The sequence below is a fragment of the Paraburkholderia phosphatilytica genome, from assembly GCF_003443895.1.
Classification (GTDB): domain Bacteria; phylum Pseudomonadota; class Gammaproteobacteria; order Burkholderiales; family Burkholderiaceae; genus Paraburkholderia; species Paraburkholderia phosphatilytica.
This window is the reverse complement of the sequence record NZ_QQOA01000060.1, coordinates 13273-30745: the sequence shown is the minus strand read 5'-3', so window position 1 is coordinate 30745 and position 17473 is coordinate 13273. Positions and strand designations below refer to the sequence as shown.

Genomic DNA, 17473 nt, shown 5'->3' with positions numbered 1-17473 from the left:
TCCACCTGCGCACTTCGATGCCGTTGGCCCGTGAGGATCCACCCTTCCTTTTTCCCTCACTCGGTCACGGGGTGGGACGCGTTCATTTCATTCTCCTTGCATGACGGACGAAGCGATCGTAGCGGCGCCGACCTTGCGACAAGCGCGCGATCGGACTGCGCCGAGCAGATTCGGATGACGATTTTCGCGAGGCTACGGGACGACGCTCACCCGTGACCGGTGGCGCGATGCACAATGCAGGCGAGTCTTCCGTTGCGACCACCACGAATGCCATGAAGATCGCGCCGCCTGTTTTTCGTTCTGACGCTGCCTCCGCAGCCGGGGTGCCCATTCCGTTCGCGACTTCCCGCGCGAGCCTGCGTTCGAGCGGGCATCTCGGCTGGAACGGCTTCGGCGCGGAGCTGATCGGACTCCGGGCAGGCGCGCGCAGCGTGCCCGCGGCGATGCATCACCGGATCGGCGTGCACGTCGGTTTGCCGTCGCGGGTGCATTGCACGTGCGAAGGTCGGCGCATCACCCGTTTGCAGGCGCAGGGCGACGTCGACGTGATACCCGCCGGTTACGACGGCACCCGCGTCGACGACAACGACAGCGTTGCACTGCGCGTCTGGCTCACCGATGCGTTCGTCGCGCGCACGTTCGAGCAGGCCGATCCTGCGCCGCCGCGTCTGCGCATCGATCCGCATTTCCAGCTGCGTGACCGGCGGTTCGAACTGCTCGCGTGGGCGTTGCGCGCTGAACTCGAGGCAGACGACGCGTCGGATGCGCTTTACGCAGAGAGTCTGTGCACGGCCATGGTGGTGCGGCTCGTCAACGCGGATGACCCGTTCGCTCCGCAGAAGCGGCGGCGCACGCTTGCGGCCAGGACGGCCGCGCGTGTGATCGACTACGTCGAAAGTCATCTGGATCGACCGTTGACGCTGACGGAGCTTGCCGCGCTCAGCGGGCTCAGCGTGCCGCATTTCAAGGTGTTGTTTCGCGAAACGCTCGGCATGCCGGTGCATCGGTATGTGATCGCGCGAAGAGTCGAACGGGCGCGTGTTCTGTTGCTCGATGGGCGGCTCGGCGTAGAGCAGGTCGCCCTCGAAACGGGCTTTGCACATCCCAGTCATCTCGCGCACTGGACGCGGCGGCTGCTCGGCGCGACGCCTGCCGGGATCCGCGCGTCGCGCTCGAAACCCTCCGCCCCCCCGATCGCGACGCATGACGCCGGAGACCCCGCGTAACTGCCGTCGCCATTGCCATGAAGTGACCAACGAACCTGATGAAATTCCTCGCGGCCACCTTCGGAACGGAAGGGGACACTCGCCCGCTGGCCGCGCTATGTCGTGCGCTGATCGATGCCGGACACGAAGCGCGGCTGCTTGCCGATCACGCAACGCTGGGTTCCGCGCGCAGGCTGAACGTCCCGGCGGCTGCGCTGGCGGGCGACATCAAGGGCACGCTGCAGGCTGAACTGTCCGGCGCCGGTATCGGCGCGGGAAAACACAGCGTATCGGGCACGGCCCGCGTGCTCGCGCGGATTGCCAACCAGCACACCGGGTCGTGGCTGCGCGACATGGTGTCGGCGGGCAGCGGGTGCGATGCGATCCTGGTGTCGGGTCTCGCGGCGTTCGCCGGGTTGTCGGCGGCGGAATATCTCGGCGCGAGAGCGATCGGCGTGGGCATGATCCCGATCACGCCGACCTCGGCATTCGCGTCGCCGTTTTTTCCTCCGCGCTACGTGCCGGCGGTGCTCAACCGCGCGACCCATCACCTCGTGAACGGCATGCTGTGGCGCGCCTTCAGAAACGAACTGAATGTGGCGCGCGCTGCGGTGTGCGGATTGCCGCCCAGAACGAAGCTGTGGACCGATCACCCGATGCTGTACGGCGTGTCGCCGGTTCTGCTGACGGATTCCGGGCGTCAGCCCGACGACTGGCCCGGCAATGCGCACGCGGTCGGGCAATGGATGCTGCCTGCGGAGGACTGGCAGCCGCCGCACGCGCTGGCGGCATTTCTCGAAGCAGGGGACGCGCCGGTCTATGTCGGCTTCGGCAGCATGGCGGGTTTCGAGCGGCCGGGGCTGCTCCAGAGCATGATCGACGCGGTCGCGGATCGCCGCGCGCTGTTCTATCCAGGTTGGAGCGGCGTGAATGCGTCGGCGCTGCCGCGCAATTTTCACGTGATAGACGACACGCCGCATGACTGGCTGTTTCCCCGCACGTCGCTGGTCATTCACCACGGCGGATCCGGCACCGCGCATTCGGCGGTCCGGGCGGGGGGGCCGTCGGTCGTGGTGCCGGTCGCGGGGGACCAGTTCTTCTGGGCCGACCGTCTCTGGCGCGCGGGCGTTGCCAGTCGTCCGGTCAATGGGCGGCGCCTGCTGGCTGGGTCGCTGGCACGGGCCATCGAAGCCGCGGATCACGCCGACGTGCGCGCGCGTGCCCGCGCGCTGGGCGAGCGCATGCGGGCCGAGCGCGGGCTGCGCGATGCCGTCTCCATCATTGAATCGCTGACATCTGCGTGAAACCCGCGTGAGAGCCCGCGCGACGCGTTCTGTAGCCTGAGCGCCCAGCGTGCGATTCCTCACACTTTGTTTCAATTTGTTGCAAGTGGCCGGAAAGCCCGTCCTTCATGGCTTTGCGGGATATGACGGCTTACAGAGGCGTCCGCGGGGTTCGCGGCACGGTGAAGATTTCAAACCCTGGTCCGTTAAAGCACTCAACAGAGGGGGAACGGGCACCATGAAGATCGAATCCAGCGGTAACAGCACGCTTGCCGTGCTTCAGTCCGGCGCGGTACGGGCCAACGGAAACGGCAATACCGATGCGCAGGCGCCCGTCGGCGCCGTGCAAAGCACCGGCGCGAGCAACCCGGGCAGTACGACGGTGAGCCTGTCGACGCGGACGGCGGCGAACGACTCGGACATCGATTCGGCCAAGGTCGAATCGATCAAGGCTGCACTCCGCGACGGCACCTACACCATCAATTCGGGCGCGATCGCCGACGGCATGCTCGGCAACGCGCGCGACCTGCTGCAAACGAGAGCGGGCTGACCGGCCGCCAGGCGCAGCAGCAGCGCCCGGCGCCGCCATCCGGTGGCGCCCGCTGCAACGCCGTACCCTTGCGCTGAGCGCGCAATAGTTTCTGTACAGATGCACAGAAATTCCCGCTGAAAAGCGCCAATCTTCTGTGCATCCGCACGATGCCTCGCGGTGACCTGGTGCGTACCATCTGCGCCATTGCCTGACCGTCCACCGCACGAGGTCCACCGATGAAAATCGTCATCGCCCCCGATTCGTTCAAGGAAAGCCTGACCGCCGCCGAGACGGCGCGGCAGATCGAGGCCGGCTTCCGCGAGATCTTCGCCGACGCCGACTATCGCCGCATGCCGATCGCCGACGGCGGCGAGGGCACCGTCGATGCGCTGCTCGACGCGCTCGGCGGCGAGCGGCGTCACGCGAAAGTCGGCGATCCGCTGGGCCGCCCGGTCGATGCGGTCTATGGCCTCGCGGCGGACGGCACCGCGGTGATCGAGATGGCGGCCGCGAGCGGCCTGCATCTCGTCACCGGCGCCGAACGCAATCCGCTCGTCACGTCGAGCCGCGGCACGGGCGAGCTGATCCTCGCCGCGCTCGATGCGGGCGCGCGCCGCTTCATCGTCGGCATCGGCGGCAGTGCGACCAACGACGGTGGCGCCGGCATGCTGCAGGCGCTCGGCGCGCAGCTGCTGGATGCGCGCGGCCTCGTGCTCGGCCAGGGCGGCGCGGCGCTTGCCCGGCTCGCGCGCATCGATGCGTCCGGTCTCGACGCGCGCCTGAAGTCGTGCAGCTTCGAAGTGGCGTGCGACGTCGACAACCCGCTCGTCGGGCCGGCCGGCGCATCGGCGATCTTCGGCCCGCAAAAGGGCGCGACGCCCGCGATGATCGAACAGCTCGACGCCGCGCTCGCGCATTACGCGGCCGTGATGGCGCGCGACCTGTGCAGCGACGTCGCCACGACGCCGGGCGCGGGCGCCGCGGGCGGCATGGGCGCGGCGCTGCTCGCCGTGCTGAACGCGCGGCTGCGGCCCGGCATCGAGATCGTGACCGAAGCGGCGAAGCTCGGCGACGCGATCCGCGGCGCCAGCTTCGTGATCACCGGCGAAGGCTGCATCGACGGTCAGACGATCCGCGGCAAGGCGCCGATCGGCGTCGCGAAACTCGCGCGCGAGCACGGGGTGCCGGTGATCGCGCTGGGCGGCGCGGTGACGGCGAGCGCGGATGCGGTCTACCAGAACGGCATCGACGCGGCGTTCGCGTCGGTGCGGCGCGCGTGCACGCTCGACGAAGCACTGCGCGAAGCGGCGTTCAACGTGCGTGCGACGGCACGCAACGTGGCGGCCGCAATTCGCATCGGCATGACGCTTTCGCAGCCTGCGCGTGTTTCGGCAGTCGCCCTCGAAAGCTAAGTACACCAGACGAACACCTTGGCCGACCGCAGTTGCCGGCCCGCTGACGCCGGCCCGTTTCCACCTACTTTTTCCGGATCATCATCATGCATAGCGAAACCACGACGAGCACGTCCCCGCTCAGGTCCACGAAAATCGTCGCGACGCTCGGGCCGGCCAGTTCGACCGAAGCCACGATCGAAGCGATGGCCCGTGCCGGCGCCGACGTCTTCCGCCTGAACTTCAGTCACGGCACGCAGCAGGATCACGCGGCGCGGCACGCCGCGGTTCGCGCGGTCGAAAAACGGCTCGGCCGGCCGCTCGGCATCCTGCTCGATCTGCAGGGGCCGAAGCTGCGCATCGGCACATTCGCCGAAGGGCGCCTCGCGATCGCGGAAGGCCAGCCGTTCGCGTTCGACATGGACGACACGCCGGGCGACGGCACGCGCGTGCGTCTGCCGCATCCGGAGATTTTCGAGGCGATCCGCGCGGGCCAGCATCTGCTCGTCGACGACGGCAAGCTGCGCTTCCGCGTCGTGAAGGCCGAGCCGCGCCGTATCGAGGTGGTCGCGTTGAACAATGGCACGATCTCGGACCGCAAGGGCGTGAACGTGCCCGAAGCGCAGCTCGCGATTCCGGCGATGTCGAAGAAGGACCTTGCCGATCTCGCGTTCGGGCTCGAACTCGGTGTCGACTGGGTCGCGCTGTCGTTCGTGCAGACCGCGCAGGATATTTTCGAGGCCCGCGAGCTGATCGGCACGCGCGCCGCGATCATGGCGAAGATCGAGAAGCCGCAGGCGATGACCAATATCGCGGCGATCGTCGACGCCGTGGATTCGCTGATGGTGGCGCGCGGCGATCTCGGCGTCGAGATGTCGCCGGAGGATGTGCCGGCCGCGCAGAAGCGTCTGATCAGAATGGCGCGCGAGGCCGGCAAGCCGGTGATCGTCGCGACGCAGATGCTCGAGTCGATGACCGCATCGCCGACGCCGACGCGCGCCGAAGCATCGGACGTCGCGACCGCGGTCTACGACGGCGCGGACGCGGTGATGCTGTCGGCGGAATCCGCGTCGGGCGCGTATCCGGTCGATGCAGTCGCGTTCATGCAGCGCATCGTCGCGAAGACCGAGCGCGATCCGCTGCAGCGCGAGCTGATGAAGGCGATCGCGCCGGTCCGCGCGCCGAACAGCACCGACGCGATCGGCGCGGCGATCGAGGTCGTGTCGGACACGCTGCCGCTCGCGGCCGCCGTCACCTACACGGCGTCCGGCGCGAGCGCGATCCGGCTGTCGCGTCTGCGGCCGCGCGCCGACATCCTGAGCCTCGCGCCGCGCGTCGAGGTGGCGCGCCGGCTGACGCTCGTGTGGGGCGTGCATTCGCGCGTGGCCGAGGCCGCGCACGGCATCGAGGACATCGTCGACATCGCGATCGCGGCGGTGCGCTCGGAAGGACTCGCAACGGGCGACCGTCCGATCGTCGTCGCGGCGGGCGTGCCGTTCGGCCATCCGGGTTCGACCAACCTGATGCGCGTGGTGTGGCCGGCGGAGATCGCGTCTGCCTGAAGCTTCACCGCGACGGGTGGTGACGGCCGGCACGGCGGGTTTCCTGCTAAGCTCGCCGTCCATGATGATCGAGATCGACTCCAGACTGGCCCGGGAAATCGTCGAGCGCACGGCGAGCGTGATGCCGTTCGACGTCAACGTGATGGACGCGGGCGGTTCGATTCTCGCGAGTACCGACCCCGCGCGGATCGGCTCGCTGCACGCGGGCGCGCAGCTGGTGCTTGCGGGGCGGCGCACGGTGGAGATCGATGCGTCGATGGCGAAGGGCCTGCCCGGCGCGCGGCCCGGCATCAATCTGCCGCTCAGCGTGCGCGGGCAGATCTGCGGCGTGATCGGCATTACCGGCGAACCGGACGACGTGCGCCGCTTCGGCGAACTGCTGCGCGTGACGGCGGAGATGATGCTCGAGCGCGATCTGCTGACCGGCGAGCTGCGCCAGAACGCGCGGCATCGCGAAGAGTTCGTGCTGCAGCTCGTGAATCGCACCAGCGCGACGTCCGAGGCCGAACTCGAGGCATGGGCGCAGCGGCTCGGCATCGATCACCGCTTGCATCGCGTGGCGATCGTGTGCCAGCTACAGGACGTCGATTCGAGCCCGGAACTCGGGCTCGCGGCGATCGAGCGGATCCAGATGCAACTCGCGAAAGAGCGGCCGGCGATGCTGACCGCGAAGACGTCGTTCCGCGAGCTCGCGATGTTCGACGCGATCGATGCGGCCGCCGTGCAGCGCGACACCGTGCCGAACGCGGCGCGCGCGCTGCTCGGTACGCTCGACGCGACGCTCGCGAAGGCGCTCGCGCAGCCGTTCACGCTCGCGCTCGGTATCGCGATGGACGGCATCGACGGCTTCGAGCGCTCGTGGCAAAGCGCGCTCGCCACGCTGCGTATCGGCTCGCGGCGCAGCCGCGCGGACCACACGTTCTCCTACTACGATTGCAGCCTGCCGGTGCTGCTGTCGAGCCTCACGCCCGGCTGGCAGGCACGCCAGCTGCGTCTGCCGCTCGAGCGGCTGCTCGCGCACGAACGCCGCTCGGGCCTGTTGCTCGAGACGCTCCAAGCCTGGTACGACAACGACGGCCACCCCGGCGCGACGGCGACGGCGCTCGGCATCCACCGCAACACGCTCGACTACCGGATGCGGCAGATCAGCGAGGCGACCGGGCTCGACCTCGCGGTGATGGACGACCGCATGCTGCTCTATATCGCGCTGCAGATCGGCGATGAATGAAGGCTGAACGCGTTCGCTGAACGTCTGCTGAATGCGGAGGTTCAGTGCGATGAACGTGTTCAGTTCAACGGCCGCGGGCCGCCCCTCCGATTAGGTGGAATTTTCGATCAGTGTGTTCACCGGGCTTGTTTGACAGTATCTGACTGGTCAATTATTGTTCAGCCCGTGGATCGCCGGTACCCGTCAGGAGTGAACCAGCGAACCAGCCAGACGAACCTGATGAACCGCCACGGAGACCCGCGATGAAGCACTACACGAAAGAGAACTTCGCGATTGCGAAGAGCGTCGGATTCGCGATCAACCGGGCGCGCAACCTGATCCTGATGGAGATGGACGCCGCGCTGGCGGACCTCGAGATCTCCGGGCAGAACATCGGAATCATGATGGCGCTGTACCGCGGTGTGGCCAGCACGCCGTTCGAGCTGTCGAAGCTGCTCGGCACCGACACCGGACTGATGACGCGCATGCTGGACCGCCTCGAAAAGCGCGGCCTGCTGGTGCGTACCCGCAGCATCGAGGACCGGCGCGTCGTGAAGCTGGCGCTGACGGCGAAGGGCAAGGACGTTGCGGAGCAGATCCCCGATCGTGCACCGGACGTACTGAATGAACGCCTGAAGGATTTTTCCAAGGCGGAGTTCAATGAATTCCTCCGGCTGCTGAACAAGTTCATCGGTGAGCAGATCGACAAGTAACAACGGCAGTGCCACTGCAGGGTGGCATTTTTCTCGGTCAATTATCTGATAGGTCAGAAAATGAGAAGTCAGACGAATCGTGAAGCACCGCGCGACGGCATCGCGAGAATCGCGGCCGGCGCATCGAGCCTGATCGCGGCGGCCGTGCTGTCCGCCTGCGCGAACTACGCGGGCATCCATAGCGACAAGCAGATGGCGAATCCGCAGACGTACGAGACGACGCAGAGCCTGCCGTCGGAACAGGGGAACTGGCCGTCGGCGGATTGGGCCGACCAGTTCGGCGACGCACAGCTGAAGGCGCTGATCGACGAAGCGCTGAAGGGCAGCCCGACGCTCGAACAGGCGAGGGCGCGCGTCGCGGCCGCGTCGGCGTATCGCGAGGCATCGCGTGCGAACACGCTGCCGCAGGCCAATGCGAGCTACACGATGACGCGCGAGCGCTATTCCGGTAACGCGCTGGTGCCGCCGCCGTATGCCGGCGCGTGGCAGACCGAGAACGTGGGTCTGCTGAGCGCGTCGTACGACCTCGATCTGTGGGGCAAGAACCGCGAAGCGCTGAAGTCCGCGGTGTCGCAGCAGTCCGCGAGCGAAGCGGATGCCGAGGCGGTGAAGCTCACGCTGACGACGTCGATCGCGCGCAGCTACAACCAGCTCGCGCGGCTCTATGCGCTGCGCGATATCGCGCAGCAGGAGATCGACCAACGCGAGCAGATCGACCGCATCACGGCTAGCCGCATTGCGACGGGCCTCGACACCGAAGTGGAACGCAAGACAGCCGACGCGAATCTCGCGACGAGCCGCCAGAACCTCTCCGCGCTTGACGGCCAGATCCTGACCACGCGTTACCAGCTCGCCGCGCTGATGGGCGAAGGCCCGGACCGCGGTCTCGCGATCACGCGCCCGACGCTTGGCCCGGGCGACGCAGTGCGCCTGCCCGACGATCTGCCGGCGGACCTCGTGAGCCGCCGCCCGGATCTCGTCGCGGCGCGCTGGCGCGTCGACGCGATGACGCACGACATCGCGTCCGCGAAAGCCGAGTTCTATCCGGACATCAACCTGAGCGCCGCGATCGGCCTCGACGCGTTCGGCTTCGGCCGCTTCCTGAACGCGGCGAGCCGCATGGAGTCCGCAGGCCCGGCGGTGCATCTGCCGATCTTCGACGGCGGCGCGCTGCGCGCGCAACTGAAGGGACGCTATGCGGACTTCGACTACGCGGTGGCGACCTACAACCAGACGCTCGTCGGCGCGCTGTCCGACGTCGCGACGCAGCTCGCCAGCATCCGCTCCACCGATGCGCAGCTGACCGACGCGCAGACCGCCGAGCAGGACGCGCGCCGCGCCGACGATCTCGCGATCACGCAATACAAGGCAGGACTCACGAATCAGCTGACGGTACTGAATGCGGACATGACTGCGCTCAGCGCCGATCAGAGCGTCGCGAACCTGCAGATGGACCGGCGCGACCAGCAGATCGCGCTCGCATCGGCGCTTGGCGGCGGGTTCGTCGATACGTCGGCGCCGTCCACCGCTTCCTCAACGCATTCGCAGCACGACGCACCCGCTGCCGCGGGATCCGCGGCGAGCGACGTTCAACCGAATCTGGCCGCGCGCTGAGCCGCCGGCATCCACGACATCTGGAGCACTGACATGAGCGATACCGAAACGTCCAGCCGCGTGACCAGCGACGCGGTCGATCAACCCGCTGCACCTTCCAGCGACAAGACCGACACGCCGCCCAGCCGCCGCAAGCTGCTGCTCGCGCTGCTCGGCCTGACCGTCGCCGCATCGGCGGCTGCGTATGGCACCTACTACATGACGGTTGCGCGCTATCACGAAGCCACCGACGACGCGTACGTGAGCGGCAATCTCGTGCAGCTCACGCCGCAGGTGAGCGGCACGGTGATCGCGGTGAATGCCGACGACACGCAGATCGTCAAAGAGGGCGAACCGGTCGTCACACTCGACGCCGCCGACGCGAAAATCGCGCTCGGCGACGCAGAGGCCACGCTTGGCCAGACCGTGCGCCAGGTGAGCGGCCTCTACGTGAACAACGACTACTACGCGGCGACTGTCGCGCAACGCGAGTCGGATCTGTCGAAAGCGGAGGACGACCTGGGTCGCCGGCTCGCGGTGGCCGATACCGGCGCCGTGTCGGCCGAAGACGTGTCGCATGCGCGCGATGCGGTGAAGGCCGCGCGGGCCGCGCTCGACGCCGCTCGTCAGCAGGCCGAAGCAAACCTCGCGCTGACCGATCGCACGACGGTCGCCGATCACCCCGACGTGCAGGCTGCTGCATCGAAAGTGCGCGACGCGTATCTCGCGTATGCGCGCAACACGCTGCCCGCGCCGGTCACCGGTTACGTCGCGCAGCGTTCCGTGCAGGTGGGCCAGCGCGTGTCGCCGGGCACGCCGCTGATGGCGATCGTGCCGCTCGACGGCGTGTGGGTCGACGCGAACTTCAAGGAAGAGCAGCTGCGGCATATGCGGATCGGCCAACCGGTCACGCTGACCGCCGACGTGTATGGCTCGGGCGTCAAGTATCACGGCAAGGTGATCGGCTTCTCAGCGGGCACGGGCGCCGCGTTCGCGGCGCTACCCGCGCAGAACGCGACCGGCAACTGGATCAAGGTCGTGCAGCGTCTGCCGGTGCGCGTGCAGCTCGATCAGCAGGATCTCGAAGCGCACCCGCTGCGAATCGGGCTTTCGATGCAGGTCGACGTGAACGTGCGCAACGACAACGGCACACAGCTCGCCGCCGCGACCAACACGCAGTACCACACCGACGTGTTCGCGCAGTACGGCGCGCAGGCGGATGCCGAGATCGCGAACATCATCGCGCGCAACGAGATGACGAACGCGAAGGCGCCGGCATCGGTTGCATCGTCAGCTGCCGCGCCGAAGCGGGGCGAACGGAAGACGGCAGCCACCGTGGCGGGCGCCACGCACACCGCAGGCTGACAGGCGAGGGCGAATGATGCATCCCGTCATTCGCCCATTTATCTGACAAGTCAGATTTTATCGGCAACCTTCGATTTCACTGGCAGGACTTCAATATCATGAACCCCTCCCACATCGATCCGCCGCCGCTCACAGGCGGCAAACTGGTGCTCGGCACGATCGCCGTCGCGCTGGCCACTTTCATGAACGTGCTCGATTCGTCGATTGCGAACGTCGCGATTCCGACCATCTCGGGCAACCTCGGCGTGTCCGTCGACGAGGGCACGTGGGTGATCACGCTGTTCTCCGCGGCGAACGCGATCGCGATTCCGCTGACCGGCTGGCTCACGCAGCGCGTGGGCACGGTGCGGCTCTTCGTTGCCGCGATCCTGCTGTTCGCGTTCTCTTCGTGGACCTGCGGCATCGCGCCGAGCCTGCCGGTGCTGCTCGCGTCGCGGATCGTGCAGGGCGCTGTGGCAGGCCCGCTGATTCCGCTGTCGCAGGCGCTGCTGATCGGCTCGTATCCGCGCGATAAATCGTCGACCGCACTGGCGCTATGGGCGATGACGGCCACCGTGGGCCCGATCGCGGGCCCGGCGCTCGGCGGCTGGATCACCGACAGCTACAGCTGGTCCTGGATCTTCTACATCAACATCCCGGTGGGCATCTTCGCCGCGGGCGTGACGTGGGCGATCTACCGCGACCGCGAAACGCCGACCCGCAAGCTGCCGATCGACAAGATCGGGCTGCTGTCGCTGATCGCGTGGGTGGGTTCGCTGCAGATCATGCTCGACAAGGGCCACGATCTCGACTGGTTCAATTCGCCGGTGATCTGCGCGATGGGCGTGTTCGCGCTGATCAGCTTCGCGTTCTTCCTGATCTGGGAGCTCACGGAAAAGCAGCCGATCGTCGACCTGCGTCTGTTCAAGGGGCGCAACTTCATGGGCGGTACGGTGGCGATTTCGGTTTCGTATGCGCTGTTCTTCTCGAACCTCGTGGTGCTGCCGCAATGGATGCAGGAGTATCTCGGCTACCGTGCCGTCGATGCGGGTCTCGCACTGGCGCCGCTCGGCATTTTCGCGGTGGTGCTCGCGCCGGTGATGGGCAAGATCATGCCGAAGACCGATTCCCGCGTGCTGGCCACGCTCGCGTTCGTCGGCTTCGCCGCGGTGTTCCTGATGCGCTCGCACTACACGACCGGCGTGGACACCTGGACACTCGTGCTGCCGACGCTGCTGCAGGGCATTCCGACCGCACTGTTCTTCGTGCCGCTGACCGCGATCATTCTGGCCGGTCAGCCGATGAACAAGCTGCCCGCCGCGGCCGGCCTGTCGAACTTCGTGCGGGTGTTCGCCGGCGCGGTCGGCACCTCGCTCGTCAGCAACACCTGGGACCATCGGACGATCCTGCATCACTCGCAGCTTGCCGAGCAGACGAGCATCGACAACCCGATCTTCACGCACTCGATCGGCGCGCTGCAATCGACGCTCAACGTGGCGAGGCCGACCGCGCTCGCGGGCTTCGAGCAGGCACTGAATACGCAGGCGGCGATGCTCGGCCTCAACGACATCTTCTGGCTGTCGGCGGTGCTGTTCATCGTGATCGTGCCGCTGATCTGGATCACGAAGCCCGGCAAGGGCGCAGGAGCGGGTGCGGCGGCAGCAGGGCATTGAACGGCCTGAAGCCGCGCTGAAACCGGGTGTTCGACATGATGAAGGCGCCGTGAACTTCACGGCGCCTTCATTGTATTGAGGATGAACGGTTCAGCGTGAACGCCGCGCGGCGGTCGACGATGAACCCGACCCGTCGCCGTCGGCCGCCGCGCGTTTTTCCGCTTCGCGACGCAACTGGTCGTCGTGCACGATCTGCCAGCACGCGATGAAGAGCGCCGCGATCAGCGGCCCGATCACGAAGCCGTTGATGCCGAACACCGACATGCCGCCCACCGTCGAGATCAGGATGACCCAGTCGGGTAGCCGCGTGTCCTTGCCGACGAGGATCGGGCGCAGCACGTTGTCGACGGTGCCGATCACGAGCGTGCAGAACGCGACGATCACGATCGCTTTCCACAGCGGCCCCGCGAGCAGGAAATACACGGCGGCCGGCACCCACACGAAGGCCGAACCGATCGCGGGCAGCAGCGACAGGAATGCCATCAGCGTGCCCCACAGCAGCGCGCCCTTGATGCCGAGCGCGAGGAACAGCAGGCCGCCGAGCAGGCCCTGGATCGCGGCCACCGCGATGTTGCCCTTCACGGTTGCGCGCACGACCGCGGTGAAGCGGCCGAGCAGCGCGCGCTTGTGCGAATCGTCGAGCGGCGCGGCTTCGCGGATGCGCCGCGAAATCGCGCCGCCGTCGCGCAGCAGGAAAAACACGAGGTACAGCATGATGCCGAAGCCGATCGCGAACTGCATCGTGTTCTGGCCGATCGAGACGGCCTGCGCGGCGACGAACTGGCTGATGCGCGCGGCGCCGTCGTTGAGCTTTGCCTGAAGGCCGGCGATGTCGAACAGGTCGTAGCGTTGCAGCATGCTTTGCGCGTAGGACGGCAACGCGTGCACGAGCTTCGCGAACAGCGCGGCGAAATCCCACTGGCCGGACTTGATCTGCTGGTACGCGAGCGCGACCTCCTGCGCGAGCGTGCCCGCCATCAACGTGAGCGGCAGGATCACGATCAGCACGATCAGCGCCAGCGTGACGAGCGCGGCGAGATTGCGCCGGTGTCCGAACCGCGCGGAGAGCGTGCGCTGCAGCGGCTGGAAGATGATCGCGAGTATCGTGCCCCAGAAGACCGCGCTGAAGAACGGCAGCAGGATCCAGATGAGCGCGACCGACACGGCGGCGAGCAGCAGGTAGAAGGCGTTGCGGTTGCGGTAGCTGTGATCCATTGGCTTCGTCGGGTCGTGGGACGGGGCGGATTGCAGGGGAGATCATAAGGCTTCCGCCCGAAGGCTGGTCCGTTGCAAATTTCCTGCCTGATCGAGGCCGCGCGGAGAACCCGCGTTCGTGGCTGTTGCATCAGCTTCGAAATCTATGAAGATGACATTCACTGTCTGCGCGTGCATTCTGTCATCGCACAGGCGCGAAAACTCGCGTGGCCCGATACCGGTGTGAGTGACATCGCACCGGTTGCCCGTGCGGCCGGAATTGCATGATCACCGTTGGATAACATCGGAAGAAATCATCATGGCCCAATCGATTCTGCCGCCCAATCCGCAACGCCGCCTCGCGCTCAAACTTGCCGCCTCGGCACTTGCGACCCACACCGTCGCCGCGCGTGCCAACGATTTCCACGCGAAGCCAGTCGACAACAACGCCAATGCCACGGTCATGGCGGCCGTCAACGATTTCGCGACCCTGGCGCCGGCCACGACTGGTTGTCTCGTCTACGCGGATGTCCCCAACTGGCCATGGAGCGCTGGCGTCGCGCCGGATCGCCAGCTGTTCGTCGGCAGCGCGGTCAAGACGTTCATCCTCGCGCAGTTTCTGATCGATGTGGAAAACGGCCGCAACGGCGTGACGGAAGACACAGAGGACACCATCAGCGACGCGGTTCGATCGGTGGCAAGTCCCGTGTTTCTGGGGCTGAACGGAACGATCCCGTTTCGCAGCGTGCTGGAAGCGATGATCGGCCACAGCGACAACACGGCGACCGATATGACGCTCGCGTCGGTCACTCCAGCACGGGTGCGCAAGCTGATTGCCGCTGCGGGCCTGACGGAAACGAAGATTCCGGACTCGACGCGTCTGCTGTTTTCCTATCTGGCCGGTGCGCCTTATGGAGTCGATCTCGGCTGGGCCGGCGTGAATGCGGCGCTCGACCAGCCGAGTCTGCCGAACGCGCGTCCCGCCATCAACGACAGGGAAACGATGCTGAGCACGGCCACCGAGATGGTGAAGTGGTATCGGCAGGTATTAAGGGGTACGTATTTCAGGAAGCCCGCCACGCTCACCGAGTTCAAGCGTGTCTCCGCGCAGGCCAATGCGATCCCGCTCATCGTGCCGCCCGACATCGCCGCCTATGCGAAAGGCGGCAGCATCGACTGGCAGGGCTTTCACGCGCTGTGTGTAGCGGGGCAGATGGTCGTCGATCGCGTGCCGGTCACGTTCTGCTTCACCTACAACTGGACCGCCGACCAGGCGGGCGCCGAAGCGCCGCAGGCGTTTGCGCAAAAGGCGGGGGCCGTGCTGCAGGCGAGCGTCGACGCCATCCGGACCTAGGCGTGCGCGTTACTGCGAGAATCGAAGCGCTTCATTCGTCGTCGTCTTCGTGATGCCAGCCATGGTGCCAGCCGTGGTCAAGCCGCGGCCGCGCGGAGTGGTTCGTTCAGATCGAACTGTGCATCAGTTCAGGAAGCGACAACCGTAAATTCGACGCCTGATTCGAAGCCCAGTGTCGAGGTCGAAAAGCGCGGATTGTCGTCAAGATACTGCTTGTAGGGCCGAACAGCGTCTTCGGCCGTGTACATGTTGTCGGCGAGAACGATAGAGCCCGGGCGTAGCAGACGCTCGGTCTGCCTGAACAGAGGCAGATACGCGTCGGCCCATACGTCGATGAACACCATGTCGAAAGTGCCGTCCAGTTCGGCAACAGTCTGGAAGACGTCGCCTTCTCTAAGATCGACGTGGACCTCTACCCCCGCTGTTCTGACATGAGCCCGAAGGTGCGCGCACTTGTCAGGGTCGAGTTCTGTCGCCACGACTGTGCCCCGGCCCATCGTGCAAAGGGCGTCGGCGAGGTACAGCGTGGACACGCCATAGGAACTGCCGAGTTCAAGGATCCGGGCGGGCCCATGTGCAAGCACCATATTGCGCAAGAACCTTCCGGTTTCCGGAGTGATGGCTAGCGACAGGGCGGTGTCCTGGGAGGATTGAAAATCCTCGCTGGATAACCCGTGCGATTCGAGAAATCGTCCGCGCAGTCTAGGTGCGAGCATGTCGTATTCGTCCGCAAGCGTCATGAACTCCGCATGCGAACCCTGGAACTGCGCTCGCGCGCGGGCCATTACCTCCGCCTGGCTCTGGTCATGAAGTCGTTGCAGGAGTGCTGTGGCTGTTGAAGTCATGCGTTTTCCCCGGAGCGTGATCATGCATGTAGAGACGCATTAGAGGCACGGATATTGTGTCCAACGCCGAAAATCCCTGATTTCCGCGCCATCCAGCCTGGGTGATAAAAGGTACGACAGGGATTCGAAAACGCCCCACTTAGCTTGATCGTCTCCCTGGCGTGCTCGCCCACCAGGTCTCAAACACTCAGGTCAGTCGCCCGCCCAGCGATTGCGCGGCCGTCGCGGCTTACCCACCCGAATGCATTGACGCGCGCAACGTGCGGAGAAAACGCAGCGCCGGCGCAGATCGCATCGGGCATTGGCAGGTCGACGGTCTGCCAGGCGCCGTTCGCTGTCAGCGGGGCCGGGCAAACTGGAGCACTGCCATGCGGCAACCCGCGGCCAGATTCGATGATCCGGCTGGCGTCGGCCTGTTCGATGCAAGATTGCCGCACCTGGTCACGCACCCGTTCCAGCATGCGCTGCTGCTCGCGAGGCGACGTGGTCACACGGCCACCCGCGCTGACGCGGCGGGACCGGATCTGCGGCATCACGGTTGAATCGAGGCCGAACGGCGACGCGGCGACGCCTGCGAGAATCCACACGCCCGCGTTGACCAGCGCGACCGTGACGGGCGCTTCAGTCGAGGAAGGATGGACAAGCTGCGGCTGCCCGCGCACATCGTCGACGATATCGAGCGCCGCCGGCGCGATGCCGGTAATTCTCGACAGGATTTCGCGCAACATCGCGCGCCCGACCGCAAAGCGCTTGCTGAGCGCGCGGTTCGGATGCGTGCGGACCCGCGCGAGTTCGGCTTTCGACATGCACGCGTAGCCCGCGTCCCGCGACAGCTCCATCCACTCGGCTCGAAAACGCCATAGCAGCAGTTCGTCGGGCCGCAGCATCTCGCGCCTGCTGGCCTCGGGATAACCGAACCGGTGCTGGACGAGCTCGAACGCGTGTGGCGCGGCAAGACCTGCTTCCTGCGTACCAGCTTGAGCAGGGTTGTCCCGCGAAGCGGGCGCCGGATTGGCGGAAGGCCGGGGAGGCGAGGCGTCGTTCGCGTCCGCGGGCGGTTCGTCGAGCGTGGGGTCGGCGATCATGGCGCGTTGTCAATGCATGTAGCTGACGTGCCGCGTTCGCACAGGAATGACGAGCCCCGCATCGAGCAGCGCGATCGCGAACCAGCGCACGAGCTTCAGCATCCCGCCCACCGACGGCTCGGGCAGCCAGTCGTTCAGCAGGCGCGTCGCGGCTTCGCTGCGCGTGCGCTGCAGCAGACCCAGCACCTGCAGCAGCGAGGCCTCGTCGTGCGTGAGATCGGTGGCGCAGCGGCAGCGCGTGTCGAGCGGACGCAGCGTCGAATGCATCAGCGTACCCATCAGCAGATCGAAGTAGCGGAGGCTGTCGAGCGATACTCCCGCCTCCGAGAGGCCGGTGCGCCAGTCTTCCGCGCCACGCTGCACGCGGCATTCAGGACGCAGCCAGGTGCGGATCGCGTCGAGCACGGTCTTTTCGGCAACGTCGGGGTAGTGCAGCAGCGAATCGTCGAGCAGCGAAGGGCTGCGCGCGAACGAACCTTGAAAATCCATCCG

15 protein-coding genes are annotated in these 17473 nt (G+C 66.5%); 11 read left to right on the top strand and 4 right to left on the bottom strand.

Going from position 1 to position 17473, the window contains the following annotated elements:
* Window positions 1–272 precede the first annotated feature (272 nt).
* The 10 genes from DVS29_RS34415 to DVS29_RS34370 all read left to right on the top strand — a co-directional run bounded on the left by DVS29_RS34415 (window position 273) and on the right by DVS29_RS34370 (window position 12503).
* The gene (locus tag DVS29_RS34415) at window positions 273–1226 is read left to right on the top strand and encodes an AraC family transcriptional regulator (RefSeq protein WP_118185406.1); all 954 of its coding nucleotides are present in this window, start codon (window positions 273–275) and stop codon (window positions 1224–1226) included.
* 38 nt (window positions 1227–1264) lie between these two features.
* Complete coding sequence (locus DVS29_RS34410) at window positions 1265–2509, top strand: glycosyltransferase (protein ID WP_118185404.1); 1245 nt, start codon at window positions 1265–1267, stop codon at window positions 2507–2509.
* 217 nt (window positions 2510–2726) lie between these two features.
* On the top strand, window positions 2727–3038 hold the full coding sequence (gene flgM / locus DVS29_RS34405; protein ID WP_118185402.1) for a flagellar biosynthesis anti-sigma factor FlgM: 312 nt from the start codon (window positions 2727–2729) through the stop codon (window positions 3036–3038).
* 218 nt (window positions 3039–3256) lie between these two features.
* Window positions 3257–4432, top strand: coding sequence for a glycerate kinase (locus tag DVS29_RS34400; RefSeq protein ID WP_118185398.1), 1176 nt, complete (start codon window positions 3257–3259; stop codon window positions 4430–4432).
* An 86-nt stretch (window positions 4433–4518) separates the two neighbouring features.
* On the top strand, window positions 4519–5973 hold the full coding sequence (pyk, locus tag DVS29_RS34395) for a pyruvate kinase (RefSeq protein ID WP_118185396.1): 1455 nt from the start codon (window positions 4519–4521) through the stop codon (window positions 5971–5973).
* Window positions 5974–6040: 67 nt separating this feature from the next.
* Entirely contained in the window at window positions 6041–7201 is a 1161-nt protein-coding gene (locus tag DVS29_RS34390) for a sugar diacid recognition domain-containing protein (protein WP_118185412.1), read from the top strand.
* Between the two features lie 242 nt (window positions 7202–7443).
* Window positions 7444–7893, top strand: a complete 450-nt coding sequence (locus DVS29_RS34385) for a MarR family winged helix-turn-helix transcriptional regulator (protein ID WP_118185394.1) — start codon at window positions 7444–7446, stop codon at window positions 7891–7893.
* A 60-nt stretch (window positions 7894–7953) separates the two neighbouring features.
* Complete coding sequence (locus DVS29_RS34380) at window positions 7954–9507, top strand: efflux transporter outer membrane subunit (RefSeq protein WP_118185392.1); 1554 nt, start codon at window positions 7954–7956, stop codon at window positions 9505–9507.
* A 33-nt stretch (window positions 9508–9540) separates the two neighbouring features.
* Window positions 9541–10851 (top strand): HlyD/EmrA/EmrK family protein, encoded by a 1311-nt coding sequence (locus DVS29_RS34375; protein WP_118185390.1) that lies wholly within the window; start codon window positions 9541–9543, stop codon window positions 10849–10851.
* Window positions 10852–10949: 98 nt separating this feature from the next.
* Complete coding sequence (locus DVS29_RS34370; protein ID WP_118185388.1) at window positions 10950–12503, top strand: DHA2 family efflux MFS transporter permease subunit; 1554 nt, start codon at window positions 10950–10952, stop codon at window positions 12501–12503.
* Between the two features lie 90 nt (window positions 12504–12593).
* Here the strand turns inward: DVS29_RS34370 and DVS29_RS34365 are convergent, their stop codons facing one another.
* Complete coding sequence (locus tag DVS29_RS34365) at window positions 12594–13718, bottom strand: AI-2E family transporter (RefSeq protein ID WP_118185386.1); 1125 nt, start codon at window positions 13716–13718, stop codon at window positions 12594–12596.
* A 226-nt stretch (window positions 13719–13944) separates the two neighbouring features.
* On the opposite strand from DVS29_RS34365, the gene DVS29_RS34360 reads away from it, so the two are divergent.
* Window positions 13945–15051 (top strand): serine hydrolase, encoded by a 1107-nt coding sequence (locus DVS29_RS34360; RefSeq protein ID WP_124800751.1) that lies wholly within the window; start codon window positions 13945–13947, stop codon window positions 15049–15051.
* A gap of 128 nt (window positions 15052–15179) precedes the next feature.
* Here DVS29_RS34360 and DVS29_RS34355 read toward each other — a convergent pair whose 3' ends face one another.
* The 3 genes from DVS29_RS34355 to DVS29_RS34345 form a co-directional block, all read right to left on the bottom strand.
* Window positions 15180–15896, bottom strand: a complete 717-nt coding sequence (locus DVS29_RS34355; protein ID WP_118185382.1) for an O-methyltransferase — start codon at window positions 15894–15896, stop codon at window positions 15180–15182.
* A gap of 179 nt (window positions 15897–16075) precedes the next feature.
* Entirely contained in the window at window positions 16076–16981 is a 906-nt protein-coding gene (locus tag DVS29_RS34350) for a 4'-phosphopantetheinyl transferase family protein (RefSeq protein WP_118185380.1), read from the bottom strand.
* A gap of 9 nt (window positions 16982–16990) precedes the next feature.
* The gene (locus DVS29_RS34345; protein WP_118185378.1) at window positions 16991–17470 is read right to left on the bottom strand and encodes a hypothetical protein; all 480 of its coding nucleotides are present in this window, start codon (window positions 17468–17470) and stop codon (window positions 16991–16993) included.
* Window positions 17471–17473: the final 3 nt, after the last annotated feature.